This is a genomic window from Panacagrimonas perspica, assembly GCF_004364935.1.
Lineage (GTDB): Bacteria > Pseudomonadota > Gammaproteobacteria > Nevskiales > Nevskiaceae > Panacagrimonas > Panacagrimonas perspica.
Genome location: NZ_SOBT01000010.1, coordinates 278,034 through 304,479 on the forward strand (window position 1 = coordinate 278,034; position 26,446 = coordinate 304,479).

General features: G+C 66.1%; 29 protein-coding genes. 13 read left to right on the forward strand and 16 right to left on the reverse strand.

The features are described from left to right. Positions 1-15: 15 nt before the first annotated feature. The 3 genes from DFR24_RS18040 to DFR24_RS18050 form a co-directional block, all read right to left on the reverse strand. Positions 16-408, reverse strand: a complete 393-nt coding sequence (locus DFR24_RS18040; protein ID WP_133882811.1) for a hypothetical protein — start codon at positions 406-408, stop codon at positions 16-18. Positions 409-475: 67 nt separating this feature from the next. After that, entirely contained in the window at positions 476-1,372 is an 897-nt protein-coding gene (locus tag DFR24_RS18045) for a M12 family metallopeptidase (RefSeq protein WP_162851303.1), read from the reverse strand. 281 nt (positions 1,373-1,653) lie between these two features. Then, entirely contained in the window at positions 1,654-2,598 is a 945-nt protein-coding gene (locus DFR24_RS18050) for a DMT family transporter (protein ID WP_133882813.1), read from the reverse strand. A 179-nt stretch (positions 2,599-2,777) separates the two neighbouring features. On the opposite strand from DFR24_RS18050, the gene DFR24_RS18055 reads away from it, so the two are divergent. Continuing rightward, complete coding sequence (locus tag DFR24_RS18055) at positions 2,778-3,389, forward strand: C40 family peptidase (RefSeq protein ID WP_133882814.1); 612 nt, start codon at positions 2,778-2,780, stop codon at positions 3,387-3,389. Between the two features lie 16 nt (positions 3,390-3,405). Here DFR24_RS18055 and DFR24_RS18060 read toward each other — a convergent pair whose 3' ends face one another. Then, entirely contained in the window at positions 3,406-3,855 is a 450-nt protein-coding gene (locus DFR24_RS18060; RefSeq protein ID WP_133882815.1) for an HIT family protein, read from the reverse strand. A gap of 131 nt (positions 3,856-3,986) precedes the next feature. On the opposite strand from DFR24_RS18060, the gene DFR24_RS18065 reads away from it, so the two are divergent. After that, positions 3,987-5,255, forward strand: coding sequence for a YIP1 family protein (locus tag DFR24_RS18065; protein WP_133882816.1), 1,269 nt, complete (start codon positions 3,987-3,989; stop codon positions 5,253-5,255). Positions 5,256-5,321: 66 nt separating this feature from the next. Here the strand turns inward: DFR24_RS18065 and DFR24_RS18070 are convergent, their stop codons facing one another. Next, positions 5,322-6,254, reverse strand: a complete 933-nt coding sequence (locus tag DFR24_RS18070; protein WP_133882817.1) for an oxidoreductase — start codon at positions 6,252-6,254, stop codon at positions 5,322-5,324. Positions 6,255-6,393: 139 nt separating this feature from the next. On the opposite strand from DFR24_RS18070, the gene DFR24_RS18075 reads away from it, so the two are divergent. Further along, positions 6,394-7,278, forward strand: a complete 885-nt coding sequence (locus tag DFR24_RS18075) for an SMP-30/gluconolactonase/LRE family protein (RefSeq protein WP_133882818.1) — start codon at positions 6,394-6,396, stop codon at positions 7,276-7,278. Positions 7,279-7,360: 82 nt separating this feature from the next. On the opposite strand, the gene DFR24_RS18080 is transcribed toward DFR24_RS18075, so the two are convergent. The 5 genes from DFR24_RS18080 to DFR24_RS18100 form a co-directional block, all read right to left on the reverse strand. Then, positions 7,361-8,287 carry an NTF2 fold immunity protein gene (locus DFR24_RS18080; RefSeq protein ID WP_162851304.1) on the reverse strand — a complete coding sequence of 309 codons (927 nt, stop codon included), beginning with the start codon at positions 8,285-8,287 and terminating at the stop codon, positions 7,361-7,363. Between the two features lie 14 nt (positions 8,288-8,301). Continuing rightward, positions 8,302-8,889, reverse strand: a complete 588-nt coding sequence (locus tag DFR24_RS18085; RefSeq protein WP_133882820.1) for an LON peptidase substrate-binding domain-containing protein — start codon at positions 8,887-8,889, stop codon at positions 8,302-8,304. 22 nt (positions 8,890-8,911) lie between these two features. Next, the gene (locus tag DFR24_RS18090; protein WP_133882821.1) at positions 8,912-9,592 is read right to left on the reverse strand and encodes a glutathione S-transferase family protein; all 681 of its coding nucleotides are present in this window, start codon (positions 9,590-9,592) and stop codon (positions 8,912-8,914) included. 72 nt (positions 9,593-9,664) lie between these two features. Then, a complete protein-coding gene (locus DFR24_RS18095) occupies positions 9,665-10,510 on the reverse strand; it encodes a peroxiredoxin family protein (RefSeq protein WP_133882822.1) in 846 nt (281 codons plus the stop codon). Positions 10,511-10,535: 25 nt separating this feature from the next. Beyond that, positions 10,536-11,117 carry a TetR/AcrR family transcriptional regulator gene (locus DFR24_RS18100; RefSeq protein ID WP_133882823.1) on the reverse strand — a complete coding sequence of 194 codons (582 nt, stop codon included), beginning with the start codon at positions 11,115-11,117 and terminating at the stop codon, positions 10,536-10,538. Between the two features lie 131 nt (positions 11,118-11,248). On the opposite strand from DFR24_RS18100, the gene DFR24_RS18105 reads away from it, so the two are divergent. Beyond that, on the forward strand, positions 11,249-11,938 hold the full coding sequence (locus DFR24_RS18105) for a glutathione S-transferase N-terminal domain-containing protein (protein ID WP_133882824.1): 690 nt from the start codon (positions 11,249-11,251) through the stop codon (positions 11,936-11,938). A 10-nt stretch (positions 11,939-11,948) separates the two neighbouring features. Here the strand turns inward: DFR24_RS18105 and DFR24_RS18110 are convergent, their stop codons facing one another. Beyond that, entirely contained in the window at positions 11,949-12,830 is an 882-nt protein-coding gene (locus DFR24_RS18110; protein WP_133882825.1) for a DMT family transporter, read from the reverse strand. A 152-nt stretch (positions 12,831-12,982) separates the two neighbouring features. On the opposite strand from DFR24_RS18110, the gene DFR24_RS18115 reads away from it, so the two are divergent. Beyond that, complete coding sequence (locus tag DFR24_RS18115; RefSeq protein ID WP_133882826.1) at positions 12,983-13,186, forward strand: DUF4169 family protein; 204 nt, start codon at positions 12,983-12,985, stop codon at positions 13,184-13,186. Positions 13,187-13,221: 35 nt separating this feature from the next. Here DFR24_RS18115 and DFR24_RS18120 read toward each other — a convergent pair whose 3' ends face one another. Beyond that, positions 13,222-14,571, reverse strand: coding sequence for an ABC1 kinase family protein (locus DFR24_RS18120; RefSeq protein WP_133882827.1), 1,350 nt, complete (start codon positions 14,569-14,571; stop codon positions 13,222-13,224). On the opposite strand from DFR24_RS18120, the gene DFR24_RS18125 reads away from it, so the two are divergent. Continuing rightward, on the forward strand, positions 14,563-15,099 hold the full coding sequence (locus tag DFR24_RS18125; protein WP_133882828.1) for a DUF6918 family protein: 537 nt from the start codon (positions 14,563-14,565) through the stop codon (positions 15,097-15,099). The two genes, DFR24_RS18120 and DFR24_RS18125, sit on opposite strands and share 9 nt — an antisense overlap. 4 nt (positions 15,100-15,103) lie before the next feature. On the opposite strand, the gene DFR24_RS18130 is transcribed toward DFR24_RS18125, so the two are convergent. After that, a complete protein-coding gene (locus DFR24_RS18130; RefSeq protein ID WP_162851305.1) occupies positions 15,104-15,955 on the reverse strand; it encodes a YjbF family lipoprotein in 852 nt (283 codons plus the stop codon). On the opposite strand from DFR24_RS18130, the gene DFR24_RS24500 reads away from it, so the two are divergent. The 7 genes from DFR24_RS24500 (at position 15,954) to DFR24_RS18160 (ending at position 23,647) form a co-directional block, all read left to right on the forward strand. Then, positions 15,954-16,331: a hypothetical protein gene (locus tag DFR24_RS24500; RefSeq protein ID WP_162851306.1), complete on the forward strand. Its 378-nt coding sequence runs from the start codon at positions 15,954-15,956 to the stop codon at positions 16,329-16,331. The two genes, DFR24_RS18130 and DFR24_RS24500, sit on opposite strands and share 2 nt — an antisense overlap. Before the next feature lie 64 nt (positions 16,332-16,395). Then, entirely contained in the window at positions 16,396-18,558 is a 2,163-nt protein-coding gene (locus DFR24_RS18135) for a YjbH domain-containing protein (protein ID WP_133882830.1), read from the forward strand. Between the two features lie 123 nt (positions 18,559-18,681). Further along, positions 18,682-21,339, forward strand: coding sequence for an aconitate hydratase AcnA (acnA, locus tag DFR24_RS18140; protein WP_133882831.1), 2,658 nt, complete (start codon positions 18,682-18,684; stop codon positions 21,337-21,339). Positions 21,340-21,405: 66 nt separating this feature from the next. Continuing rightward, positions 21,406-22,011, forward strand: a complete 606-nt coding sequence (locus DFR24_RS25380) for a cold shock and DUF1294 domain-containing protein (RefSeq protein WP_133882832.1) — start codon at positions 21,406-21,408, stop codon at positions 22,009-22,011. Between the two features lie 130 nt (positions 22,012-22,141). Further along, positions 22,142-22,483 carry a zinc ribbon domain-containing protein YjdM gene (locus DFR24_RS18150; RefSeq protein ID WP_133882833.1) on the forward strand — a complete coding sequence of 114 codons (342 nt, stop codon included), beginning with the start codon at positions 22,142-22,144 and terminating at the stop codon, positions 22,481-22,483. 130 nt (positions 22,484-22,613) lie between these two features. Next, complete coding sequence (locus DFR24_RS18155; protein WP_133882834.1) at positions 22,614-22,952, forward strand: hypothetical protein; 339 nt, start codon at positions 22,614-22,616, stop codon at positions 22,950-22,952. Between the two features lie 143 nt (positions 22,953-23,095). Further along, on the forward strand, positions 23,096-23,647 hold the full coding sequence (locus DFR24_RS18160; protein ID WP_162851307.1) for a peroxiredoxin: 552 nt from the start codon (positions 23,096-23,098) through the stop codon (positions 23,645-23,647). Positions 23,648-23,686: 39 nt separating this feature from the next. On the opposite strand, the gene DFR24_RS18165 is transcribed toward DFR24_RS18160, so the two are convergent. The 3 genes from DFR24_RS18165 to DFR24_RS18175 form a co-directional block, all read right to left on the reverse strand. Continuing rightward, positions 23,687-24,316 (reverse strand): glutathione S-transferase family protein, encoded by a 630-nt coding sequence (locus DFR24_RS18165; protein WP_133882835.1) that lies wholly within the window; start codon positions 24,314-24,316, stop codon positions 23,687-23,689. A 130-nt stretch (positions 24,317-24,446) separates the two neighbouring features. Next, positions 24,447-25,019 (reverse strand): hypothetical protein, encoded by a 573-nt coding sequence (locus DFR24_RS18170; protein ID WP_210772384.1) that lies wholly within the window; start codon positions 25,017-25,019, stop codon positions 24,447-24,449. Positions 25,020-25,139: 120 nt separating this feature from the next. Beyond that, positions 25,140-26,441 carry an acyl-CoA dehydrogenase family protein gene (locus DFR24_RS18175; protein ID WP_133882836.1) on the reverse strand — a complete coding sequence of 434 codons (1,302 nt, stop codon included), beginning with the start codon at positions 26,439-26,441 and terminating at the stop codon, positions 25,140-25,142. Positions 26,442-26,446: the final 5 nt, after the last annotated feature.

The window sequence follows — 26,446 nt, forward strand, 5'->3', positions numbered from 1 at the left end:
GAGGTGTACGGCCCGTCAAAGATTCTTCAGCAACAGTTCCCGGATCACGCCGTCGCTGTGCATGCCGTCGGTACGCAGCGCGTAGGCGCAGGTCATTTCGAGCACGCCGTCCGCGAACGTCAGGCTCATGCCGGACTTGTCGACGACGTTCTTCAGACGAACCAGACGAATGCCGTCCCTGACGGCCTCCTTGCCCATCTCGTCCATGCAGATCATGCGCAACGCCATGTTGAGGCGATGACAGGACAGGTTGTCCAGGTAGTTCAGCGCTTCCCCGTCGTTTCCGAAACTGTCCCAGTCCACTTCGTAGGGAATCGGCTTGCCGCATATCTCCTGTATCTCGAGGACACGCGCCGGAAGCGTCGTGTCCTGAAGCTCCTTGATCTTGCGTCGTTCGTTCAGGCCCATCGGTGTTGCTCCTTGCGTGATGTCGGAGAGTCGGTCGGACGACCGCGTCGCTCAGCGGATCAGTGACTCACTGCGCCCCTGCCGGATAGAAGTGCTTGAGCGTTGCGATGTCACCCGGCATGAGCCCGTCGAGTCCGCCCATCCGCTGTGATGGCAAAGGCTTCTTCGTCTTCTTGTCGATGGCCACCAGCGTCGGCTTGCTCTCGTCTTTCCCCGTCTGATTGGGAAAGTAGTGCATGGTCGAACCCAAGTCGTAACCGCCAAACGGAGAGCACTGCGTGAACGGGCCGCAGGCCGTAGGGACCGGATCGGTCTTCAACGGAATCCGGATCCGGTAATCGCAGTACCGCTTGATGTTGTTCCAGATCACCGTGACATAGGTGTTGCGGTCATCTCTTTGATGTTCGTGGCCCAGGCCAGCGGCGTGACCCATCTCGTGGAGGATCACGCCCTTCGCTGTCGCGGCACCGAATCTCGACAGTCTTATCGCCAATGGAACGTTCACGTTCAGATCCTGCTTGCCATTCGGTGAGTCCCTGCCAGTGCGGCTCTTGTTGATGTCGCTGGTCTTCGTGAAGACCACGAGACTCGCGTCCTGATCCGTGGCCGGCCTCCAAGTGACGTGCCCTTTCAGGACCGTGTTCCACTCCGCGATCGCACTCAGCACGATCTCCTGGTCCGGGTCAGGAGGTACCACTTCGAATTCGTTGAGGGCGACGAGGGTCTGCCCCTTCGGATCAACGCGAGCGTCCGCACCTTTCCAGCCGAATCGTTTGAGCTGGAATTTCTGGATCGCGTCCCGTGTTTTCTGGCCGGCGACTCCGTCGACTTTCAACAGCGGTGAGGGACCGGCCTGCGCAGCGGGAACCTTGTTGAGCAGCTTCTGGATGGTGCGCACGTCGCCATCCAGGTTCCCGGTGGCGGTCGCATTCCCGCGCGAACCGACCCAGGAGGAAATCGACACGGCTGCGTTTGCAGGCCGGAACCCCGTTCCCCACTCGAAGGGGATGATCCCCTTGGGCCATACACGGCTCTTGTCGCTGACGAAGTTGCCCACCCGACATCCTCCGCATCAAGCCTGCAAAGCAGGATATCGAGGATCGGATTTCGCGACTGTCTACTGAGTCACACTCGCGGGACCGTTGTTTTTGCCGCGCGCAGGCGAGGAGTTATTGGGACGCTGCCGCCCCTTTCGTCGTCCGCACGCACTCCGGGCGACAAGAAAATCCCGGACCTCGGGTGACCTCAGGGCGTGATCGCCGGCAGGCGTCGCGTCGACAGCAAGTAGATGCCGACCAGCACCAGCCCGGTGCCGACCCCCTGCATCGCGGTCAGCGGCTCGCCCAGGATCCACCAGGCCAGGAACAGCGTGGAGATCGGCCCGATCATGCCGGCCTGCGCGGCATTGCCGGCGCCCGCACGCGCCACGCCGAACATCGTCAGGAACACCGGCAGCGCGGTGCACAGCGAGGCGTTGATCGCCGACAGGGTCCACACCTCGGCACTCTGCCGGATCAGCGACAGCGGCTCGCGCAGCAGCAGGTACTGCCCGATGCTCAGGATCGACGACATGCTCATCGCCAGCGCCACCAGCCGCAGCGTGCCCACGCGCTGGATCAGCTCGCCCGAGTACAGCAGGTAGATCGCGTACAGCACGGCGGCGGCGAGCACGAAGCCGGCCCCGAGCACGACGTTGGCGCCGCCCAGCGAGACGTCGTGCGAGAACACCAGCACGATGCCGGCGTAGGCGAATCCCATCGACAGCCATTGCCTCCCGGTGACGCCGCGCTTGAACACGAAGACGCCCAGCAGCAGCACGAAACTCGGCGTCAGGAACAGGATCAGGCGCTCGAGCCCGGCGGTGATGTATTGCAGGCCGATGAAGTCGAGCATGCTCGAGCCGTAGTACCCGATCACGCCCAGCATCCCCACGCGCATCAGGTCGCGTCGCGACAGCCGCGGCGAGCGCGCACTGGTCCACAGCGCCACCAGCAGGAACACCGGCGTGGCCAGCAGCATGCGCAGCGCGAGCAGGGTCACCGCGTCGATGCCTTCGCGGTAGAGCAGCTTGGCGACGACGGCCTTGGCCGAGAAGAAGATCGCGCCGGCCGAGGCCAGGAGGATGCCGCTGAGGTAGTGCTCGTGCGGCGGATGGGTCGGCGCCGGGGCCGAGGCGGGAGCAGAAGACATGGCCGAATTATCGGGCACACGCGCACGACCCGTGTCAGCCCTCAGATCGCGACCGACCAGCGCGGCAACGAACACGGTCGAACGGCAGGGCAAAACCTTCAGTTCCGCGGATCGCGGCCGACGGTCATTCCACGGCTCAACGACGGCAGGGCGCGGACCAACATGCGTCCCACAAAGCGATGACCGACGCCAACGACGCCGGATCGAACCAGGGGACCACCGTCATGAGGACTTTCCATTCCATCCGCCGAGGAATGCTGGGGGTCCTGCTGTTGACCGGTACCGCCTTCACCCCCGCCCAGGCCATGTTGCAGGGCCCCGACCTGCGGTTGTCCGAACGCCTCGCGCTGTCCCCGCAGCAGGACGTCGCCGCCGCGCCGTCGGCCGCGAGCCTCTCTCTGAAGTTCTCCGACGACATCGGCAACAGCCTGATCCGCGAAGTGGTGCTGGTCAGCGGCGAAGCCCTGGTCGGCACCGACTACGTCTACGGCGCCGACAGCGAGGATGCCGTCGACTGCTCGTCGCTGGTCCAGCGCATGTACCGCAGCGTCGGCATCGAAATGCCGCGCACGACGCGCGAAATGATTCACCTCGGCAGCAAGGTGGACACGCGGGACCTCGTCGCCGGCGACCTGCTGTTCTATCGCTGGGGCCGCAGCGGCCTGCACGTCGCGGTGTACCTGCCGGGCGGTCGCATCCTGCACGCGTCGAGCCAGCAGGGCGAAGTCGTTGTCAGCCGGCTGAACTCGGCCTGGCAGCGCCGCATGGTCGGCGCACGCCGGGTGATCTGAGGGTCCACGGGACTTCTCAGTCCCGCAGCGCCTCGGCGATGGCGCGCGAATCTTCCTCGATGCGACGCCGCACGTCCGGCCGCTCGCGCGGCGGACCCGCCAGCGTTGCCAGATGCCAGATCATGCGGGCGACCGTCGCATAGCGATCACCGCGATAGCGCGGGATCACATGAATGTGGACGTGCGGCACGCTCTGGCTCGCGTCCTTTCCGTCGTTGACCAGAAAATGCTGGGCCGCACTTCCCAGTGCGCGACGTTGCGCACGACCGATGCGCACCGCGGTCTCCCACAGATGCGCATGGCCCGGCGCATCGAGCTCCTCCAGCGTGGCGACCGACTGCCTGGGCACCACCAGCACGTGTCCCCGCGCGATCGGATGGATGTCCATGAACGCGACGCACATCGCGTCCTGGTAGACGAAGCTCGCCGGAATCTGACCGGCGATGAGGCGATCGAAGAGAGTCATGTACGAATCCTGCCACGCACGACATGATCCAGTTCACGTCCGGGGCGTCGACGTGCGCAGTGCCGACACATCGACGCCTTAGACTCTCCGACGTGCCATCTGGCGCCCCTTGAACCACCACGGACACTCCCATGGCCAACCTCCTCGATCGCGCCCGGAACATCCTGCTCACGCCCAAGACCGAGTGGCCGCTGATCGCCAGCGAGACCGACACCGTCAGCGGCCTGTACACGCGCTACATCCTGATTCTCGCCGCGCTGCCGGTGATCGCGAGCTTCGTGAAGATGAGCCTGATCGGCACCGGCGTGCCGATCTTCGGCGTCAGCATTCGCGTCGGCATCGGCCTGGGGCTGGTGCAGGCCGTCGTCACCTACGGGCTGTCGCTGCTGTCGGTCTATGTGCTGGCCCTGATCATCGATGCGCTCGCACCGACCTTCGGCGGACAGAAGAATCCGGTGCAGGCGCTCAAGACCGCGGCCTATGCCAACACGGCGGGATGGGTCGCCGGCATCGCCGTCGTGGTGCCCTGGGTCGGCGGACTGATCGCGCTGGCCGGCTCGATCTACGCCGCCTACCTGCTCTATCTGGGTTTGCCGCACACGATGCGCACGCCGACGGACAAGGCGGGCGGCTACACGGCGGTCGTGTTCCTGATCGCCTTCGTGCTGGGCATCGTGATCGCCTCCATCGCCGGCGCCATCGGCGGCGCGGCGAGCATGGGCGCGCTTTCGCACGGCAGCGGCGTGGAGATCAGCACCGACAACGGCACGGTCACCATCGACGAGGGCTCGCTCGGGAAGTTCGAGCAGATGGCCAAGAACATGGAGGCCGCCGGCCAGAAGATGGAAGACGCCGCCAAGACCGGCGACACGAGCGCGCAACAGGCCGCACTCGGCGAAGCCCTGGGCACGATGCTGGGCGGCACCGACGGCAAGACGGTGGAGGCCCTCAAGCCCGAGCAGATCAAGCCCTTCGTGCCCGACGAACTCGGCGGCCTGCCGCGCACGAGCTACAACGTGGAGCGCAACACGGTGATGGGTCTGCAGATCGCCAACGGCAAGGGCAGCTATCGCGATGCCGCGGGCGAGCGTTCACTCGATCTGGAGATCACCGACACCGGCGGCATGAAGGGCCTGGCGCTGTTCGCCGGCTGGGCGCTGGTGCAGACGGAAAAGGAGTCGGACCAGGGCTACGAACGCGTCTACGACGACGGCGGCATGCGCGCGCACGAGCAGTGGGACACGTCCAGCCGCAGCGGCACGTTCGACCTGATCGTGGCGGATCGATTCCTGGTGAAACTGCAGGGGCGCGGCGTCGAGATGGACGACATCAAGAAGGCCGCGAAGTCGCTCGATCTGTCCGACCTCGCCGCGTTGAAGAACGAGGGCACCAAACCGTAACCGTAGCCCGGGCGAAGCCCGGGGTTGCGCTCGATATGCGAGGGGGAACCCCGGGTTTCACCCGGGCTACAGGTATTTCACGCTGGTGAGTTTCTCGGAGACCGTCCAGAGCTGCGCCGCGGTCTGCACATCGCGCGCGGCCTTGCGGCAACCGACCTTCACCGGGTATCCGCCGATCTGCTGGAAGCCGCCCGGCCCGTAGTAGTCCCCGGTGCCGACGTCCGGTGCGGTGGCCGCGTAGAGCGTCGGTAGCGCGCCCATCGCAGCACTCTGGCCGAACAGGCTGTTGCCGATCTTCATCAGCGCGCTGCCGAACGACGATTTCGCCTGTTGCGGACCGACGAACTGCAGGTTCGTCGACGAATATCCCGGGTGCGCCGCGGCCACGACCACATTCGCGGCGCTGGCCTGCAACCGGCGCACCAGCTCGAACGTGAACAGCAGGTTCGCCAGCTTGCTCTTCCCGTAGGCGTCCCACTTGTTGTAGCGGGCGCGCTCGAAATTGGGATCCTCCAGATTCATGCCGCGCGTCCAGCGATGCGCGAGGCTCGCCAGATTCACGATGCGGGAATCCTTCGTCGCCACCAACTTCTCCAGCAGCAAGCCGGTCAGCGCGAAGTGACCGAAGTGGTTGGTGCCGATCTGCATCTCGAAGCCGTCCGCAGTCTTCTGGAACGGCACGGCCATCACGCCGGCGTTGTTGATCAGCAGATCCAGCCGCGAATGGCGGGACGCGAATTCGCTCGCGAAGCGCCGTACCGATGCGAGATCCGCGAGGTCCAGCGCCATCAGCTCGGCATCCGCATTCGGCCGGCGGCGCTTCACCTGCGCCAGTGCGTCGGCGGCCTTCGCCGGATTGCGGCAGGCCATGACGACCTTCGCACCCGCGCCGGCCAGAGCCACTGCCGTCTCCAGCCCCAGCCCGCTGCTGGCGCCGGTCACGACCGCGACGCGGCCCACCTGCGAGGGGATCTGCCGCGTATCCCAGTTCGTCGCCATCGTCTGAATCTCCTCGCTCGTGGTGCGGGCTCGCCCGCATGGCAGCCCTGCCGATATTCCGGCCGAATGCGAGCGGACACGATAGCGCCGCAGCGACAGGTCGCACGGCGCAGGCGCACATCCATCACCGGGGAATGACATGTCCATCGACGTGGTCGCGGAAGGATTCAGCTATCTCGAATGCCCGCGCTGGCATGAAGGCCGTCTCTGGCTCTCGGATTTCTACCAGCACCAAGTGGTGGCGATCGCGAGCGATGGGACGCGCGAGGTGATGGCGCGCGTGCCGCAGCAGCCGTCGGGCCTCGGCTTCCTGCCCGACGGGCGCGCGCTGATCGTCTCCATGCGCGACCGCAAGGTCCTGCGCCGCGAGCACTCGGGCGAACTCGTGCTGCACGCCGACCTGATGCATCTCGCGCCCTGGCATCTCAACGACATGATCGTTGATGCGAAGGGCCGGGCCTACGTCGGCAACTTCGGCTGGGATCTGATGAGCGGCGCCCCGGCGCAAACGACCTGCCTGATCCGCGTCGATCCGGATGGCCGCGCGAGCGTCGCCGCGGACGACCTGATGTTCCCCAACGGCACCGGCATCACCGCCGACGGCAGGACGATGATCATCTCGGAATCCTTCGCCGGCCGGCTCACCGCGTTCGACATCGCGGCCGACGGCACGCTGTCGGGCCGCCGCGTCTGGGCACGCCTGGGCGACGTGCCGACCGAATTCCACGGCGACATCCCGGACACCGTCTCGGTGCCGGACGGCCTGTGCCTGGACGCCGAGGGCGCGGTCTGGGTGGCCGACGCGATCCGCCACTGCGTCGTGCGCGTGGCCGAGGGTGGCCGCGAACTGGATCGCGTGTCGACCGGCGACATGGGCGTCTACGCCTGCATGCTCGGTGGCACCGACGGCTGCACGCTGTACATGTGCGCCGCGCCCTCGTTCGTGGAGAGCGAACGCAAGGACACGCAGGATGCCAAGGTGCTGTCGACGCGCGTGAAGGTGCCTCACGCCGGCCTGCCCTGAGCAGCCTGCAGCGTAGCCCGGACGAAGTCCGGGGTTGCGCTCCGTATGCGAGGGGAATCCCGGACTTCGTCCGGGCTACGGGCTATTTCCCGTTCGTGAGGACCGTCGTCCCCTTCGCCACGCGCACGACCTGCCCGGTCTGGTGCTCGACGACGAGGATCAGACCCTCGCCCAGCTTCCGATCCAGCCCCTGCCCCAGCACGATCCAGCGATCCCGGCGACGGAACGCGCGATACGGGGCTTCGCGATCCACCTCTTCCTGCCCGTAGGCATCGGCCCACACCTGCCTGGCCAGCGCGATCGCGTCGCGCCCTTTCAGGATCTGAACTTTCGGCTCGAGATCGGCGCGCGTCTCGGTCGCCGGAATCGCATCGAGATAGGTCGCGACCCAGGGCTCCCATTCGCTCTCCGCGATGGGAGCCGGCTTGGTGCGATCGACCATGTCCTCGGCCTTCTTCAGATGCAGGTCGTACGGCGGCGGATAACTCTTCGGCATCGGAACGGCGCGATCGCCGAGCAACCCGTTCAGCGTTTCGCGCACGCGCTTGGCGACGTCGATCGGCGTCGGCGGATTCGCCGGCCGCGTGTAGAGGATGTTCTGCTTGCCGTCCATGACGACGAGCCAGGGCGTGCGCGTGACGACATATTCTTTGGCCACCGCGTCGCCCTTCAGCAGCAGCGGAAAGCTCAGGCCGCGATCGCGCATCGTCTGCACCGGATCGCCGTCCTCCTTGATGTTGATGGTCCACACGTTGACGCCACGATCGCGGTAGTCGACCCAGATGTCCTGCACGTAGGGCTGCAGCGCACGGCTGAACGGGCACCACGACGGCCAGAACATCAGCACCGTCGGACGTCCCTTGGCATCGGCTGGATAGTTGACGACTTTGCCTTCGGGCGTCTTCAGCGACCACGCCGGTGCGACACGGATCGGGCCCGGCTCATCGGCGGCGCGGGCGCCCATCGCGCTCAGGGCCAGCCACAGCACGAGCACGCAGCGCAGAACCATTCCCGGAGTTGTCCTCATCGGGCCGGCAACTTCAGCACCGCGTCCTGCACCTGCTCGAGCAAGGTCCAGGCATTGCGCTCCTGGAGCAGGTGCAGTTTCTGGTCGCGCGACAACGGCAGGATCTCGGCGAGCCGGTAGGCCACCCATTCGGCGTCGTCGAGTCGCGCCGGCTGCTCGAAATGCTGCGCACCGATCTTGGCGATGATCTCGCCGACCATCGCGCTGAGCATGCTCAGCGAGGGCGGCAGCTTCTTGACCTCCCGCTCCTCTTCCACGATCACTTCCGCGCGGATCAGGCCGTCGGGCTGCACGTGCTGGTCGAGGACGCGGAACACGCGCTCGCCGCGCGTGACCAGGCTGAACAGCCCCGCGGCGGGAACATCCCATTCGACGATGCGCGCGGTGCAGCCCAGCGGTGCGGCGACGGCAGGCTCGCCGACCTCGGCACCGTTCAGGATCTGGCAGACGCCGAACACCGCGTCATCCCGGATGCAGGCCTTGGTCATGTCCACGTATCGCACCTCGAAGATGCGCAGCGGCAGGCGACCGCCCGGGAAGAGCACGGTGTTCAGCGGGAAGATCGGGATCTCGAGCGTCTGCATCACGACGCCGAGTGTCGCGCGATCAGTCCTTCTTGTCTCCCGTCACCAGGATCGACTGGGCCATCTTCTTGGTGTCGTCGGCGCCGCCGCCGCTGAGCACGAGCGGCTCGGGGACGACGATGCCGCGCTTGACGGCCGGGCGCTCGGCAATGGCCTTGAGCCAGCGCTGCACGCCGGGCAGGCCTTCGACCTCGACACCCGCCCACTCATGCAGCGAGACCCAGGACCAGTTGGCGATGTCGGCGATCGAGTAGTCGCCCGCCAGATACTCGTTGTCCTTGAGCCGGCTCTCGAGCACCGTGTACAGGCGGCGCGTCTCGGTCTGGTAGCGGTTGATCGCGAACGGGATCTTCTCGGGCGCGTAGCGGTAGAAGACATTCGCCTGGCCCTGCATCGGGCCGATGCCGCCCATCTGGAACATCAGCCACTGGATCACCTGCGAGCGGCCCTTCACGTCGGAGGGCATCAGCTTCCCGAACTTCTCGGCCAGGTAGATCATGATCGCGCCCGATTCGAACACGGCGAAGCCGTCATCGACGATCGCCGGAATGCGGCCGTTCGGATTGATCTTCAGGAATTCCGGCGTCTTCTGGTCCTGCTTGGACAGCGAGATCGCGTGCAGCTTGTACGGCACGCCCATTTCCTCGAGCGTGATGGAAGCCTTCCAGCCATTGGGCGTGGCCGAGGTGTACAGATCGATCATGGTTCTCTCCGGTTGTCGTTATTCGTTGCAGAAAATGGAGGCGCCGCGAAGAGCGCCCGGTTCAATAGGGTTCTATGCGGCCGCCACGGGCTGGCGATCGAGCACGGCCAGGAACTCCGACGGCTCGGGGCGCACGCGATAGTTCTCGCTCAGGTCGCAATAGATCAGGCGCCCGCCCGCCGCGGTGATGAACACCGTCGGACGCGGAACATCCGAGTCGTAGCCGAGTACCTGCATGCCGGCGGGCAGGCCGTTCTTCTCGAGCACGCCGAGCGTCGCGGCGGCCGCGTTGTCGACGTCGGTCATGAAGCGCATCGGCGCATCGACCTTGGATGCCAGCGCGGCCGTGTGCGACTGCGGCTGCGGGCTGATGAGGATCACCTCGACACCGCGCGCGGCGAGTTCGCGGTACTGCGCGGCCACTTCCTTGATCTGCGCCACGCACAGCGGGCACCAGTTGCCGCGGTAGAACATCCACAGCGCCGGCTTCGCGGTGAGTTGCGTGCTGCTGATGCGCTTGCCGTCTTCCGTCAGTTCGAACGCCGGCAGCATCACACCCGTGCTCAGCACGACTTTCTCGGCAGGCGCGAAGCGCGAGTACCAGAAAATGTAGAGCAGGCTACCGGCGATGCCGACACCGGCCGCGACGAGCGCCGGTGCGGACAGCAGCGCACTGCCCAGGTAGATCGCAATGCCCGTGCCGATCACGCCCGCGACCAGGATCAGGGGCATGTTGGCGGACGTCCGCGCGATCGGCAGCGTGTAGGCACGCACGAAGAACAGGACCGGCCCGGCGCAGGCGATGGCCGTGCCGAGCCACGGCGAAGCGAGCCCGGCGTGCGCGATCTGCACCCCGGAGAACACCAGGCCCACCACGCCCATCGTGATGAAGGCCGAGACATAGATCGATTTGAGCATCGTGATTTCTCCCGTTCGTGCCGATTCAGTCGAGCGCGCGCAGCGCCACGCGCACGATGTCGTCCAGCGCTGCCTTGCCGGGCTTCCACTTGGCCGCGACGTTGATGCCCGACAGCGTGTTCACCAGGAAGCGGGCCGTCGCGCGCGGCTTCTCCTGCGACGTCACGCTTCCGTTCTTCTGCCCGTTGGCGACGGCGTTGGCGAGCGCGCCTTCGAGCGAGTCGAGCACCTCGCGCGCCGCCTTGCGGATCTCGGGGTCCTGCGCGCCGATCTCGCACAGGCAGTTGTTCACGAAGCAGCCGCGCTGGCCTTCCTCGCTCAGTGCGTGCTGAACCACGTTGCGGAACGTCTGCTCGATCTGGGCGCGACCCGGATCGGGTCGGCGCAGCGGCTCGATCAGCGCCGCCATCGGCGATTCGTCGTATCGCTTCAAGGCGGCGAGCAGCAGGTCGCGCTTGTTGCCAAAGGTTTCGTAGAAGCTGCTCTTGCTCAGATCGGTGGCGTCGAGCAGGTCATTGAGCGAGGCCGCTCCATAGCCTCGCCGCCAGAACAGGTGCATCGCCCCATCCAGCGCTTCCTGCTCGTCGAATGCCCGCGTCCTTGCCATCGCATTTCATTCCGGACTGATCGGTCCAGAATCTTCCTGCGTCGGCGGCATGTCAACCAAGGGCGAATCCCCTGGGCGCTTCCGCCGCCGCGGTCCCTTAGGCTTGGCCCCTGCACTTACCGGGACGCGACATGATCGATCTGCATTACTGGCCCACGCCGAACGGCTGGAAGATCTCGATCATGCTCGAGGAATGCGGCCTGCCGTACCGGATGATCCCGGTGAACATCGCGCGAGGCGAGCAGTTCGAACCGGCGTTCCTCGCCATCAGTCCCAACAACCGCATGCCGGCGATCGTCGATCACGCGCCCGTGGGCGGCGGCGAGGCGCTGAGCGTCTTCGAGAGCGGCGCGATCCTGATCTATCTCGCCGACAAGGCGGGCCGATTCCTGTCGAAGGAAGCGCGGCAGCGCACGCAGACGCTCGAATGGCTGATGTGGCAGATGGGCGGGCTGGGCCCGATGCTCGGGCAGAACGGACACTTTCTGCTGTATGCGCCGGAGAAAGTGCCGTATGCGATGGAGCGCTATGCGCGCGAGGCGCGACGGCTGTACGGCGTGCTCGACACCCGGCTCGGCGTGACCGGCGCCTTCATCGCCGGCGGATACTCGATCGCCGACATGGCCTGCTTTCCGTGGATCCGCACGCACAAGGCGCAGGGCATCGCGCTGGCGGATTTTCCGAACCTGCAGCGCTGGTACGAGACGATGAAGTCGCGCGACGCCGTGCGGCGAGGCGTGGACCTGGGCAAGGATCTGCAGGTCAGGAGCTTCGACGCACAGGCGCACCGCAACCTGTTCGGGAATCAGCCCGAAAGCTGAGGCGTCGACGTCAGGCCCGCTGTCCCAGCCACACGCCGATCGCCGCCAGACCAAATCCCACGCCGTCGAACAGCGTGAACGTCGCCCCGAGGAACACGGCCGTCAGCACCGCCGTCACCGGCGGCACCAGGAAGAACACGCTCGCGACGCGTCCCGCCGCGCCCCGTTGCAACAACCACAGGTACAGCAGGAGCCCGGCGCAGGAGTTCACGAGAATCACCCAGGCGATGCCCCCGACGGAGCGCGGCGACAGGTGCAGGTCGAAACCTTCGAGCAGCCACGCGGCAGGCAGCACCACCGCCGCTGCGGCGACGACCTGCGCAATCAGCGCCACCCGCGAATCGAGCTCTCCGGCGTGGCGCTTCTGGTACAGCGTCCCCAGGCTCAGCGACAGCAGCGCGAGCATCACGAACAGATAGCCCAGCCGCGTCGCGGGCGCGCGCAGATCCGGCACCACCACCAGCAGCACGCCGGCCAGACCCAGCAACAGGCCGAGCATCGCGCCGCGGTTCATGCGCTCGCCCAGCAGCAGGCGTGCACCGAGCGCGGTCGTCAGCGGCATCAGCCCCGCGATCAGTCCCGCCGCCGCGGGCGGCACGCCGGCACGAAGGCCGGCGTAAGTGAATCCGAAGAATCCGGATTGCAGCAGCACACCGCCGATCGCGGCGTGCATCAGCGCAGCGGGTCTCGCACGCGGCAGGTGCAGGAACGCCACCCACAAGCCGATGATCGCGGCGGTGCCGACAAAGCGCAGGACGGCCAGCGTGAATGCGCCCGAGCCGTGCAGCGCAAACGCCGCCGCGACATAGCCGGTACTCCAGAGCAGCACGAAGCCCAGGCCCCCGAAGAAATCGGCGGACGACGCGGCGGCAACGGGACGGGAGGCAGTCATCGGACTCGACGAGCGTGAACGGCGCGCAGTGTACGAGGCTTGCCGCCGGATCCGGTCGGCCGTAGCCGCCGTAGCCCGGACGAAGTCCGGGAGCTTCTTCTCGATCCCGAACCGGGACCCCGGACTACGTCCGGGCTACGATGCTTTCCGCCATGGCCCAGATCATCAACCTCAACAAGGCGCGCAAGAAGAAGGCGCGCGAAGCCGCTTCCGCGCAAGCCGACGTGAATCGCGTGAAGTTCGGCCGCACCAAGGAGCAGAAGGCGCTCGAGGCCGCGCAGGCCGAGGAAGCGCAGCGCAAACTCGATCAGTTGCGACGTGAGCCGGGCGAGCCTGCCGGTCCGGTCGAGGACTGAGCGGCGGATCCGAAGGGCGCGCGTACGGACCTTCGTTACAGCACGTCCATCAGCAACGGCCGCGCGTTGAGTTCGGCGCGCAAGGTCGCCAGCATGATGAAGACGCCGGACAGGCGGCGGTGCAGGAACACGATTTCCCGCGGCGGCACGCGGAAGTATTTCGAGAACGCGTTCTTTGCGGCGAGCTGGCCCGCGCGCATCGGCAGATCGCTCTCGTACCACTTGTACTCGCCGCGCTCGTTGAGCAGATGCGCGGGCACGCGGCCCGGGTCGTCGCCGGCAAACGGTTCGGTGATCATCTCGCACATGTCGCAGAACGCTTCGAGCACGTTGCGCGGAAAATCGGCACTCATCAGGCCGATGCCGCAGCCGCCCTTGATGATCTGCTCGCGATCCCGCTGCACGCCGCCGCGCACGATGCTCGCGTAGTTGTCGACGAAGCCGCGGCCGAACACGCGCGTGGCGCCGAAATCGAGCAGCACGATGCGATCGTTGCCGTCCTCTTCCGGACGGATGCGGTAATTGCCGAAGTGCGGATCGGTCTGGACCATGTTCCAGCGGAACAGCTCGGATACGAACACGTCGACGAAAGCCTTTCCCAGCGCGCTGCGACGCTCCAGCGACAGCGCCTGCACCTTCGCATCCTTGACGTGATACCCGTGCTCGTAGGTGGTCGTCAGCACCTGGTCGCTGCTGTATTCGGTGAGCACGCGAGGCACGACGAAGCGCGGATCGTCGGCCAGCTTGCGTGCGAACGTCTCGGTGAAGTTGCGCTCGGCCGCGTAATCCACTTCGCGGTGCAGCATCTCGCGCAGCTCGGCGAAGATCGGATTGAGGTCCAGGCCCTTGGGCGCCATGCGCGTCATCGCGATCAGGCGCGAGAGCGTCTTGATGTCGCTCTCGATGGCATCGGCCACGCCCGGATACTGGATCTTCACGACCAGCTCGAGACCGTCACGCTTGCGACGCGCCCGATGCGCCTGGCCCAGCGAAGCCGCGGCCAGCGGATGCTCGTCGACGTCGAGTTCCGCCAGGCGCGCACGGCCCAGCGCACGCTCGAGCACCGGCCCGACGACCTTCCAGTGCACCGCCGGCGTGTCGTCCTGGAGCTGCGACAGCACCGTCACCGCTTCCTCGGGCAGGAAATACTGGCCGTAGAGCGAGAGCATCTGCCCCGCCTTCATGACGCTGCCTTTCAGCTGCCCCAGCTCGTCCCGAAGGATTTCCGCCTGGCGCTTGTAGAAATCGCGATCCGACTGCGTGCGCGAGATCTCGCCACGGAACAGGTTGGCGATCGAATGCGCGACGATCTTGGTACCGGCGCCGAAGCCGAGCTTGGTCAGCGCGATGTTGCGCTCGAGCGAACCCGTCTTCAGGTGCGCCATGCCCGGCTTGCTGCCATCCTTTTTGTCTCGATCCACTCGCTGACCTTCCCCATGAAAACCCTGGCGCAGACGCTGCTGGCCGACGACGATCGCCGCGATGCGCTGATCGCGAACTGCGTGGCGCTGATCGAGCAGCAGGTCGCCGCCCGCGGACCGATCCGGCGCCTGGCGCTGTCGGCCGGTATCGGCCTGCTCAACGCGGTCAAGCCCGGCGCGCTTCAACGCGCCGTGAGCGCGCTGTTGCCTGATTTCGCCGACGCGCTCGACCCCTTGTACCGGCAGTTCCAGCAGTCGCAATCGACAGATTTTAGCCGGTTCATCGACGAGCACTCGGCCGTCGCCACGCATGCGCTGATCGGAGTGACCGACCGCAGGATGCAAGCGAGCGGCAATGCAGCCGTGAGGGCGGCCTATGCCCGTCTGCGCAGCACCGCGGAGAACGAGGTTCGCGCAGCACTGCCCGGGTTGGGCCGGATCCTGGACCAGCGCCTGAAGTCCGATGCGCTGGGTCCGCGTCGACGCGGCTGAACGATCAGGCCGGGCGCTTGAGGATTTCCAGCAGCAAGGGCGGCTGGTCGGGTGTCAGGTGCTGGACGCTGCGCCAGGCCATGCGCGTCCGGGGGTCCAGCCACCACTGGTTGACCGCCTTCCAGCGCCACTCCGGGACGTCGATCTCTTCGCGATAGCGGATCGTGTCGATGGCTTCGCCCAGGATCTCGATCCGCTCTTCGCCATCCGCGGCGAACAGGGACGACATTTTTACGGCAGGCGCCTGGCCCGGTTCGATGCGGACGATGCGTTCCAGCGACGTCGCAGAAAGAGCGGCCCGGGCCGGGTCGGTGAGATCCCACAGATCCTCGCCGCGAAAGCTCGTTCCGGCGAAATCGCTGTGCAGGCCCGTGGTCCGGACGACCCGTCCCCGCAAAGTGACGATGTGCACCCGATTGCCGGATATCCAGACCAGCTCCTCTCCGAGCACGTCCGCCAGCACCAGAATTCCGCGGGGACCCTCCAGGCCTCCCCGGCCGAGGCCAAGCTGTGCATAGGGAAGGGCGGTGACCTCATCGCGGGTGCGCGGATATCCCTTGCCCTTGCCTTTCCCGACCAGGGCCAGGGTGTCCGACATGAGGCCCACCGACCCCATGTTGGTGCAGCCGGCGAGCGCGAAACCCGTTCCGGCGAGCAGGATGTGCCGACGAAGCGTATCGGGCAGCGGGTGCCGGTCGGCTCCGGCCGGGACACCCCCCGGGCGCCTCCCGGCGATGCGGCATATCCCGCCAGGATCGGGCCCGACATTTGCTGCTGAACCCCTTATCGGGTTTCGCAGATCGCGATCTGGTTTATCATCGGCCTTCATCGGTAAAGCGTACACGGAGAATGTCATGACCTGCCGTCGCGTCCTCGCATTCGCCCTTGCCCTCGCGTGGGGAGGGGCTGCCTTCGCCGCCCAAGGCGACATGAGACAGCCGAATCCGGGCGCTGTCGGCCGCGACTTGCCGCCGAACCCAGGTACCGGCCGCAGCTTCCAGGTGAATCCCGCCGCTACCGACTCCGAAACCCTGAATACGATTCGGGTGGGTTCGACGGCAAGATCGAAGCGCATCGCGAGCGTTGCCGGTACCGACACGCCGTGGATCGCGCCCTGGATCGTGGGAGCTGGCGCCATCGCCGGCACCGCCATCGCGCTCTACAACAACGGCGACGGCGGCAACAACTCCACGTCGACTTCCACCAGCACCGCGACGGCGACCGCACCCTAAATAGTATTCGCAGGAAACAGATCGGCCGGCTTTTTGCCGGCCGATCTGTTTCCACGGCTCGCTCATGCGCCCTACCGCCCACCGTCGCAACATCCGTACGGCGCGGGCCGCGGCGCTGGTCGCCTCCCTGGTGACGCCGTACGCCAGCGCGGCCGAGTACGCCGACTGGTCGAGCAACGATTTCGGCGGGATCGGCCTGATACAGACGCCGACCGCACGCTTCGCACCGGATGGCGAATTTCGCGTCGGCGTCTCCACCGCCGACCCGTACAACCAGATCCTGTTCGGGATGCAGCTGCTGCCCTGGCTGGAGGCGGGCTTTCGTTACGCCGAGGTGAAGAACCGGCTGTACGGTCCGGAATCGTTCAGCGGTGACCAGTCGTACAAGGATCGCAGCATCGATCTGAAGCTGCGGCTGCGCGAAGAAAGCCCGATGCTTCCCGCGTTCGCCTTCGGCGTCCTCGACATCGGCGGAACGGGCCTGTTCGCCAGCGAATACCTGGTGGCCAGCAAGCAGGTCGCGGGACTCGACTGGACGCTGGGCCTGGCCTGGGGCCGCATGGGTGCACGCGGCGGCATCCGCAATCCGTTCGCCGTTGCGTCCGACAAGTTCGAGGATCGTCCGGCGACCGAGGCGCGCGGCGACGTCGGCCTCGAGCGCATGTTTGGCGGGCACGACGTCGGCCTGTTCGGCGGCGTGCAGTGGCAGACCCCTTTGCCGCACCTGAGCCTCAAGCTCGAGTACGACGGCAACGACTACAAGTCCGAGGCGCTCGACAACAATCTCGACGCCGACAGTCCGGTCAACGTCGCGCTGAATTACCGGCTCGGCCGCAACGCCGATGTCAGCGCAGGGCTGGAGCGCGGCAATACGTTCATGGCGCGCTTCGTCATGTACACGAACTTCCACCGCGACCGCGGGCCCGACAAGGTCCTGGATCCACCTTCCACTCCGCTGATCACGCTGCAGCCCGAGCAGGAGGCAGCGCTCGCTCCCTCGACGGCGGTCGATGCCGACTTCTTCGAGCGGGTGAAACGGGAACTCGCGCGCCAGAAGATCCAGCTGGTGGCGATGGATTCGCACGATCTGCTGGCCGACATCCAGGTGTGGTTCACGCAGGACCTGAGCGACGACGAGCCGCGCGTGATCGGCCGCATCGGCCAGACGCTGGCGATGATGGCGCCGCCGCAGTACTACACGTTCACGCTCTCGCATCTGGTGGCGGGCGCAGAGAGCTATCGCGTCCGCCTTCAGCGCGATGCCATCGACGCCGCCATCGATTTCGACGCGCGGCCCGCCACGCTTCGGCACAACTGGCAGCGGATGCCGACGCGCACGCAGGTCCCCGCCGACGTGGCGTTCAAGGCGCCCAGCCCGTACCCGAGCTTCGACTGGTACACCGGGCCGGCGCTGCGCCAGCACATCGGCGGACCCGATGACTTCTACTTCGGCCAGCTCTGGTGGCGCCTGGGCGGCAGGCTGGCGCTGTCACCCCGCTGGTCGCTCTCGGGCCAGGTGGGCGCCGACATCTACAACAACTTCGACGGCCTGAAGCAGACCTCTGACAGCCGCCTGCCGAAGGTTCGCAGCGACATCGTCCGTTACCTGAAGGAGGGCGAGAACAATCTCGTCCGGCTGGAGACCAACTATGTCTGGTCGCCGCGTCCTTCCTGGTATGCGCGACTTTCGGGTGGCATCTTCGAGGAGATGTACGGCGGCATCGCCGGCGAAGTGCTCTACCGCCGGCCCGAAGCACGGTGGGCCGTGGGACTGGACGTGAACCGCGTCCGGCAGCGCGATTTCGACCAGCGCTTCAGCTTCCGGGACTACGAGGTCACCACCGGCCACCTGACGGGCTACTTCCAGTTGCCGTTCTATGGCATGTCCGCACAGCTCAGCGCCGGCCGCTATCTGGCGGGCGACAAGGGCGGAACCCTGGAGCTGTCGCGCCGCTTCGCCAGCGGCGTCAGCGCCGGCTTGTTCGCCACCAAGACGGACGTGTCCTCGGAAGACTTCGGCGAAGGCAGTTTCGACAAGGGCTTTTTCGTGATCGTGCCGTTCGACCTGTTCTTCGCCCGGTCCTCCAGCAACCGCACCGTGCCGCTCGTGTTCCGGCCGCTGACGCGCGACGGCGGACAGCGTGTCCGCGACGGCGTGGGCCTGTTCGGCCTGACCGAATCCGGCCGCCTCGATCCGGACGCCGACTGGTCGAACGCCCTGCGCTGACCGCAAAAGCGGCGCGCGGACGGAAAACCCGGGGTCGGTCGCCGCTATAATTGCCGCCCCGCGCAACGCGGCGCGGCCCCCAATTTGGTTTTTCAGCCAGCCCCGCTCCCAGGAGTTCCAGCCATGTCGGACAGCTTCAAGTCCAAAGCCAGCCTCAAGGTCGGTTCCAAGACCTATTCGTACTTCAACCTCAAGGCGCTCGAGCCGAAGTACAACATCTCGCGCCTTCCCTACTCGATCAAGGTGTTGCTGGAGAACGTCCTGCGTCACGAGGACGGCCTGAACACCACCAAGGCGGACATCGAAGCGCTGGCCGGTGCGGACTTCAAGAACCTGCCCGCCAAGGACATCAACTTCACGCCGGCGCGCGTGATCCTGCAGGACTTCACCGGCGTGCCCTGCGTGGTCGACCTCGCGGCGATGCGCGACGCCATCAAGAAGCTCGGCGGCGACGCGTCCAAGGTCAACCCGCTGTGCCCGGTGGAACTGGTCATCGACCACTCGGTGATGATCGACCACTACGGCTCCAAGGACGCCCTGGATCTCAACGCCAAGGTCGAGTTCCAGCGCAACCAGGAGCGCTACACCTTCCTGCGCTGGGGCCAGGAAGCACTGAAGAACTTCAAGGCCGTGCCGCCCGATACCGGCATCGTCCACCAGGTCAACATCGAGTACCTGGCGCGCGTCGTCTTCGAGAAGGACGGCCTGCTGTATCCGGACAGCTGCTTTGGCACCGACAGCCACACGACGATGGTCAACGGCATCGGCGTGCTGGGCTGGGGCGTCGGCGGCATCGAGGCCGAGGCCGCGATGCTCGGCCAGCCGTCTTCGATGCTGATTCCCGAAGTCATCGGCGTGCGCGTCACCGGCAAGCTGGCCGAAGGCGCCACCGCCACCGACCTCGTGCTGACCGCCACCGAGATGCTGCGCAAGCGCGGCGTCGTCGAGAAGTTCGTCGAATTCTTCGGCCCCGGCCTCGCCAACCTGTCCGCGTCGGATCGCAACACGATCGCCAACATGGGCCCGGAATACGGCGCCACCTGCGGCATCTTCCCGATCGACAGCGAAACGCTGAACTACATGCGCCTCACGGGCCGCACCGACGAGCAGATCGCCGTCGTCGAGGCCTACGCCAAGGCGCAGGGCATGTGGTGGACGCCGGACGCGCCGGAAGCCGAGTACACCGACGTGCTGTCGCTGGACCTGGGCAGCATCAAGCCCAGCCTCGCCGGCCCGAAGCGCCCGCAGGACCGCGTGCTGCTGTCCGACGTGAAGGCCAACTTCCGCAAGGCCTTCGAGTCCGAGCAGAAGGCGCGTCCGTCGAAGGGCCCCGCCACCGTCACCGACAACGGCCAGACCTTCGAGCTCAAGGACGGCGCGGTGATGATCGCGGCGATCACGTCCTGCACGAACACGTCCAACCCGAGCGTACTGATCGGCGCCGGCCTGCTCGCTCGCAAGGCGCGCGCGCTGGGCCTGAAGTCCAAGCCCTGGGTGAAGACTTCGCTGGCGCCGGGATCGCTCGCCGTCACCGCGTACCTGAAGAAGGCCGGACTGATCGAGGACCTCGAGCATCTGGGCTTCTACGTCACCGCCTACGGCTGCACGACCTGCATCGGCAACTCCGGCCCACTCAACGAGCCGCTGGGCAAGGCCATTGGCGACAACACGCTGAGCGTCAGCGCCGTGCTGTCGGGCAACCGCAATTTCGAGGGCCGCGTCCACCAGGACGTGCGCATGAACTACCTCGCCTCGCCGCCGCTGGTCGTCGCCTACGCGATCGCCGGCAACACCGACATCGACCTCACCACCGAGCCGCTGGGGCAGGGCAAGGACGGCAAGGACGTGTTCCTCAAGGACGTCTGGCCGACCAACAAGGAAATCTCCGACGCCGTCACCGCTTCGGTCACCGCCGACCTGTTCCAGGCCAGCTACGCCGACGTGCTCAAGGGCGATGCGCGCTGGCAGTCGATCAAGGTCACGAAGTCGGAAACCTACCCCTGGGATTCCAAGTCCACGTACATCGCCAACCCGCCGTACTTCGAAGGCATGACGATGACGCCGCCGGGCATCCAGCAGATCAAGGGCGCGCGTGCGCTCGCAGTGCTGGGCGACTCGATCACGACCGACCACATCAGCCCTGCCGGCGACATCAAGAAGGACGGCCCTGCCGGCAAGTACCTGATGGAGCACGGTGTCGCGCGCGCGGACTTCAACAGCTTCGGCTCACGCCGCGGCAACCACGAGATCATGATGCGCGGCACGTTCGCCAACACGCGCATCAAGAACGCGATGACGCCGGGTGTCGAAGGTGGCGTGTCGAAGCACTTCAACGGCGCAGCCGGTCCGGTCGAGCCGATCTACGACGTGGCGATGAAGTACGTCGCCGCCGGCATTCCGCAGATCGTGCTCGCGGGCAAGGAATACGGCACCGGTTCGTCGCGTGACTGGGCGGCCAAGGGCACGATCCTGCTCGGCGTGAAGGCCGTGATCAGCGAGAGCTTCGAGCGCATCCACCGCGCCAACCTGGTCGGCATGGGCGTGCTGCCGCTGAACTTCGTCGACGGCCAGAGCGCGGCTTCGCTGGGTCTGGATGGCACCGAGGTGTTCGACTTCGACGGCCTCACCGATGGCGCCAGGGAAGTCTCGGTGACGGCGAAGAAGGCGGATGGCAAGGCCGTGAGCTTCAAGGCCAAGGTGCGCATCAACACGCCGGTGGAGTGGAGCTACTACAAGCACGGCGGCGTACTGCAGTACATGCTGCGACAGATGGCGGCCTAAGGTCGGAACGTGATGTGAGAGGGCCGCAACGCGGCCCTCTCACCTTGAGCGGCCACGCGGCCCTTCATGCGCTATCAGGGCACCGTCGCGGAGTGGAATGCCGCAAAGGGGTTCGGGTTCATCACCCGGAAGGGCGACGGCGAACGCGTGTTCGTCCACGTCAGCGCGTGTCCCCGATCCCGGGCTCCGCAGCTCGGTACGGTCTGGAACTTCGAGATCGCCCGCGACAACCGCGGCCGTCCGCATGCGGTTCGCCTCGAGCCCAAACATGCGGTCGCACGGGAGGCGAGAATCACCACCGGTCCTCTGGGCACGAAGTGGCGCTGCATGGTCAGCGGTTTCTTCTTCGCGTCGGTCGCGGCGGCCTGCGCGACCGGGACATCATCCTGGTTCGTACTCGTCGCCTATCTCGGCTTGAGCATGATCAGCTTCTTCGCGTACGGCTGGGACAAGATGCTGGCCACGCGCAAGAAATGGCGGACCGCCGAGAACACCCTGCACGTTCTCGATCTGATCGGCGGCTGGCCAGGCGGATATGTCGGTCAAAGCCATTTCCGCCACAAGTGGCAGAAGGGTTCATTCGTCGCCACGTTCTGGATCACGGTGGCCATCAACGTTTCCGCCTTCGGCTGGTCACTCCACTCCGGCGCAGCACTGCTGGACATTCTCTAGCCCGCACCCCGGCCGAAGTCCGGCCTGGTCGTCTCGAAGCCGGACCGGACGAACCCTGCAGCCCAGCGCTTCCTGCAACGACATCCAGTCCCGGGCGCACATCCCGGATCGACCAAGGAATTTGAACGTAATGACACCCCTGCCTCCCTGCCCGAAGTGCGCCTCCGAATTCACCTACGAGGACGGCAATCTCCACATCTGTCCCGAATGCAGCCACGAGTGGACGCCACAGGCGCAGGCCGACAGCCCGCTCCTCTCACGCGTCGTGAAGGACGCGTACGGCAACGTGCTCGCCGACGGCGATACCGTCACCGTCATCAAGGATCTGAAGGTCAAGGGTTCGTCCTCGGTGGTCAAGGTTGGGACGCGCGTGAAGAACATCCGGCTCGCCGACGGCGATCACGACATCGATTGCAAGGTCGACGGCTTCGGCGCCATGGGCCTGAAGTCGGAGTTCGTCAAGAAGGCCTGAGGGGCGCGGTCGCCGGGATTCGCGCGCACCCACGCCTGGAGAGCTTCTGAGTCCCGCGACGCGGTCGCGCGTCGCGGGACTCTGGCCCTGCCGCGACCGTCACACGGAAGTCGCGGCGGGCGGCGCCTTAGTGACGATCGCGATGCTTGCGATGACCCTTGTGCTTGCCGTTGTCGTGGTGATGATCGTGGTGATGATCGTGGTCATCACCGCGATCACGACGCCGGTCGCCATCGTCGTCGTGATCGGACCCGATGGCCGCGCCGGCCGCGCCGCCCAGGGCACCGCCGATGACGGCGCCTTGGGTACCTCCCATGTGCGAGCCGACACCCGCGCCCGCACCGCCGCCGATCGCGCCGCCCAGGACGGCACCGTTATCCGCGGCGAACGCAGCGGCTGGCAACGAGATCGCCAAAGCGAATATGAATTTGCGCATGTTGTTCCCCCTCTCACCGTCACGGAGTCGTGACGCGGTTGTGATGCGTACTACAGCACCGGGGAATGAAGGCGCACTGAACCGCTGGCCATCAGCCTGCCGCACGTTCGAATCCATCGCGCGCAGGGGCGCGTATCGTTCACGAACCCATCGATCCGACGTCATCCGCCAAACCCATGACCATGCTCCGACTTCGCAACACCCTCGCCGGCCTGCTGCTGGCCGTCACCCTGCCGGTTCTGGCCGCTCTCGAAGTCGGCGCCACCGCCCCCGAGTTCACCGCGCAGGCGACGCTGGGCGGGAAGGAGTTCCAGTTCTCGCTCGCCGAAGCACTGAAGAAGGGACCGGTCGTCCTGTATTTCTACCCTGCGGCGTTCACGAAGGGCTGCACGATCGAGGCGCACAAATTTGCGGAAGCGACCGAACAGTTCAACGCGCTCGGCGCGACGGTGATCGGCGTGTCGAAGGACGATATCGAGACCCTGCACAAGTTCTCGATCAGCGAATGCCGCAGCAAGTTCGCGGTGGCCGCGGATCCCGGACTGAAGATCGCGAAGTCCTACGACGCGAAGGTTCCGGTCCTCGCCTACGCCGATCGCACGTCGTTCGTCATCGTGCCAGGTGGAAAGATCCAGTACGTGTACTCGGCGATGAATCCCGACATGCACGTCGCCAACACGCTTGCTGCGGTGCAGGCCTGGAAGGCGGCGCACGGCACCCGGCCCTGATCCCGCAGTAACCGATGGTTTGATTCCCCCGCGCGATCGCTACTTCCTGGGCGGCGGCTGCGCGAGTGCATCGTCGATGTCCCGCGCGCGCACGGCGGCGGGCCGATCCTTGAGTCCGTTCCAGTACGTCTCGAACGCAGGTCGCTTGTCGATGCTGCCGAACTGCAAGCCCCATCCGATCTGCGATCCCACGTAGACGTCGGCTGCGCTGAAACGATCCTCGACCAGATAGCGTTTGCCGGTGACGGCTCCCTCCAGCGCATTCATCGCGTCGCCGAACGAACCATAGCCCGCCATCCGCTGACGATCCTCCGGGACTTCGAATCCCAGGCTGCGATTCGTCACCGCCTGCTCGAGCGGGCCTGAGGCGAAGAACAGCCAGCGGAAGTACGGCCCCCAGGCCTGCGTGCTCACGGGCGCAAGGCCGGCCGCGGGAAAAGCGGTGGCCAGGTAAGCGCAGATCGCCGCGCATTCGGTGACGACCGTGTCACCGTGAACGATCGTCGGCACCTTGCCCATCGGGTTGATCGTGCGGTACGAGGGCGCCTTCATCTCCGGACCGAACGCGAGCAGCGTGGTCTGGTAAGGCGCTCCGGTTTCCTCGAGCATCCAGCGCACGATACGTCCGCGCGACGACGGGTGGGTATAGAAGCGAAGCGCGTCGGCCATGGGATTTCCTCCGTGTGTCGAGGGTGGCAGTTTCGCAGGCTTCCTGCGCCAGAGAAGACGCGCGATCGCGGACACGAAAAAGGCGGGCTCTCGCCCGCCTCTTTCTTACATCACGAGCCCTGATCGTTGCTCAGCGATGATTGCGACCACGATCCCTGTCGTTGTTGCGACGATCGTTCTGATGGCGCCAGCTGTTGTCGCGATTGTCCCGGCGACCGTCGTGCCGATCGTGACGGTCGTTGTCGCGACGGTCCCAGTGCACCGGCCGCTCATAGCGGCGGTTGTCGTGGCGGTGGTCATGCCGGTCGTAACGATCACGGCGATTGTCGCGACGATCGTAGCGATGGTCGTGGCCATTCCACGTGTCGTAGTGATTGACCACCACGCGCTGCGGCGGGTTGTAGTAGTGACGATGGTCGTAGCCGCGGTCCCAGCGATTGTCGTGACCACGGTAGTCGCGATAGTCGTTGCGGCTGCGACCGCGATTGCGGTCGTTGTCGTCGACGGCGATGTAGGCACCGGCGCCAGCACCGATCACGGCGCCCATCACCGCGCCGTCCTGGCCGCCCATGCCATTGCCCACGACCGCGCCGACGACACCACCCAGCACACTGCCCAGCGCCGCGTCGCCGCGATCGCTCGCGAAAGTCGGTGCCGCCACACTGGCCAACAAGGCACCCGTCAGCATCAGTATCTTTTTCATGTCAGCACCTCTCGATTGATTTGGTCCCAGGGTTCCAAATCTACGGAGCTGCGTTGAACCGGATCTGAACCGAATTCATATCGCGACGCACCATTTCCGTTCAGCTTTCTCCGTTCAGGTTCAACGCCATAGATAGTCGGGGCTGCCGGGGCGCAAATGTGAGAACTCGTTCTCGGCTTCTTCCCTCGACAGCACGTCGCCGCTGCCCCCGGTGCGTGCAGGATCCGTCGCCGCGTGCTTGGCCACTTCCATGCGACCGATCTGGTTGCGATGCACTTCATCGGGCCCGTCGGCGAGTCGCAGCAGGCGCGCCGTCGCGTAGGCCGCGGTCAGGAAATGGTCGTTGCTGGTGCCGCCACCGCCGAAGGCCTGCATCGCCCAGTCGACGATGCGGCAGGCGGTGAGCGGCGCCGCGACCTTGATCATCGCGATCTCCGCACGCGCGGCCTTGTTGCCGGCCTTGTCCATCATCGCGGCCGCCTTGAGCGTCAGCAGGCGCGTCTGCTCGATCGCGATGCGCGCTTCGGCGATCCGCTCCAGCGTCACCGTCTGCTGCGCCAGCGTGCGGCCGAACGCAGTGCGGAATTCCGCACGCCGGCACATGCGCTCGAGCACGCGCTCGCACATGCCGATCAGTCGCATGCAGTGATGGATGCGTCCCGGCCCGAGGCGCCCCTGCGCGATCTCGAAGCCGCGGCCTTCGCCGAGCAGCACATTGGTCACCGGCACACGCACGTTCTCGAACACCACTTCCGACGCGCGATCCGGCACCCCGTAGAAACCGAACACCGGAAGCGGACGCAGCACGCGCACTCCGGGCGTTTCGAGCGGCACCAGGATCATCGATTGCTGCCGATGCCGCTCCGGCGAATCGGGATCCGTCTTGCCCATGAAGATGAGGATCTTGCAGCGTGGATCGGTCGCCCCGGTGGTGTACCACTTGCGTCCGTTGATCACGTAGTCGCTGCCTTCGCGACGGACCACGCTGCCGATGTTGGTGGCGTCGGACGACGCGACTTCCGGCTCCGTCATTGCGAACGACGAGCGGATCTTTCCGTCGAGCAAGGGACGCAGCCACTGCTCCTGCTGCGTCGGCGTCCCGTACTTGGCCAGAACTTCCATGTTGCCGACGTCCGGCGCGCTGCAGTTGAAGACTTCCGGCGCCATCAGCGACCGTCCGGTGATCTCGCACAAGGTCGCGTAGTCCAGATTGTTCAGCCCGCTCTCGTGCGTGAAGAACAGGTTCCACAGGCCGGCCTTGCGCGCGATGGGCTTGAGCTCTTCGACCACGGCCTGCACACCCCAGGGACCGGCGATCTCGGACTCGCGGTAGAAGCGCCGCTCGTTCGGATAGATGTGCTCCGCCATGAAATCTTCGAGACGGCGCTGGAGTTCTACGACGCGGGGGCTGGGCTCGAACATGTTCG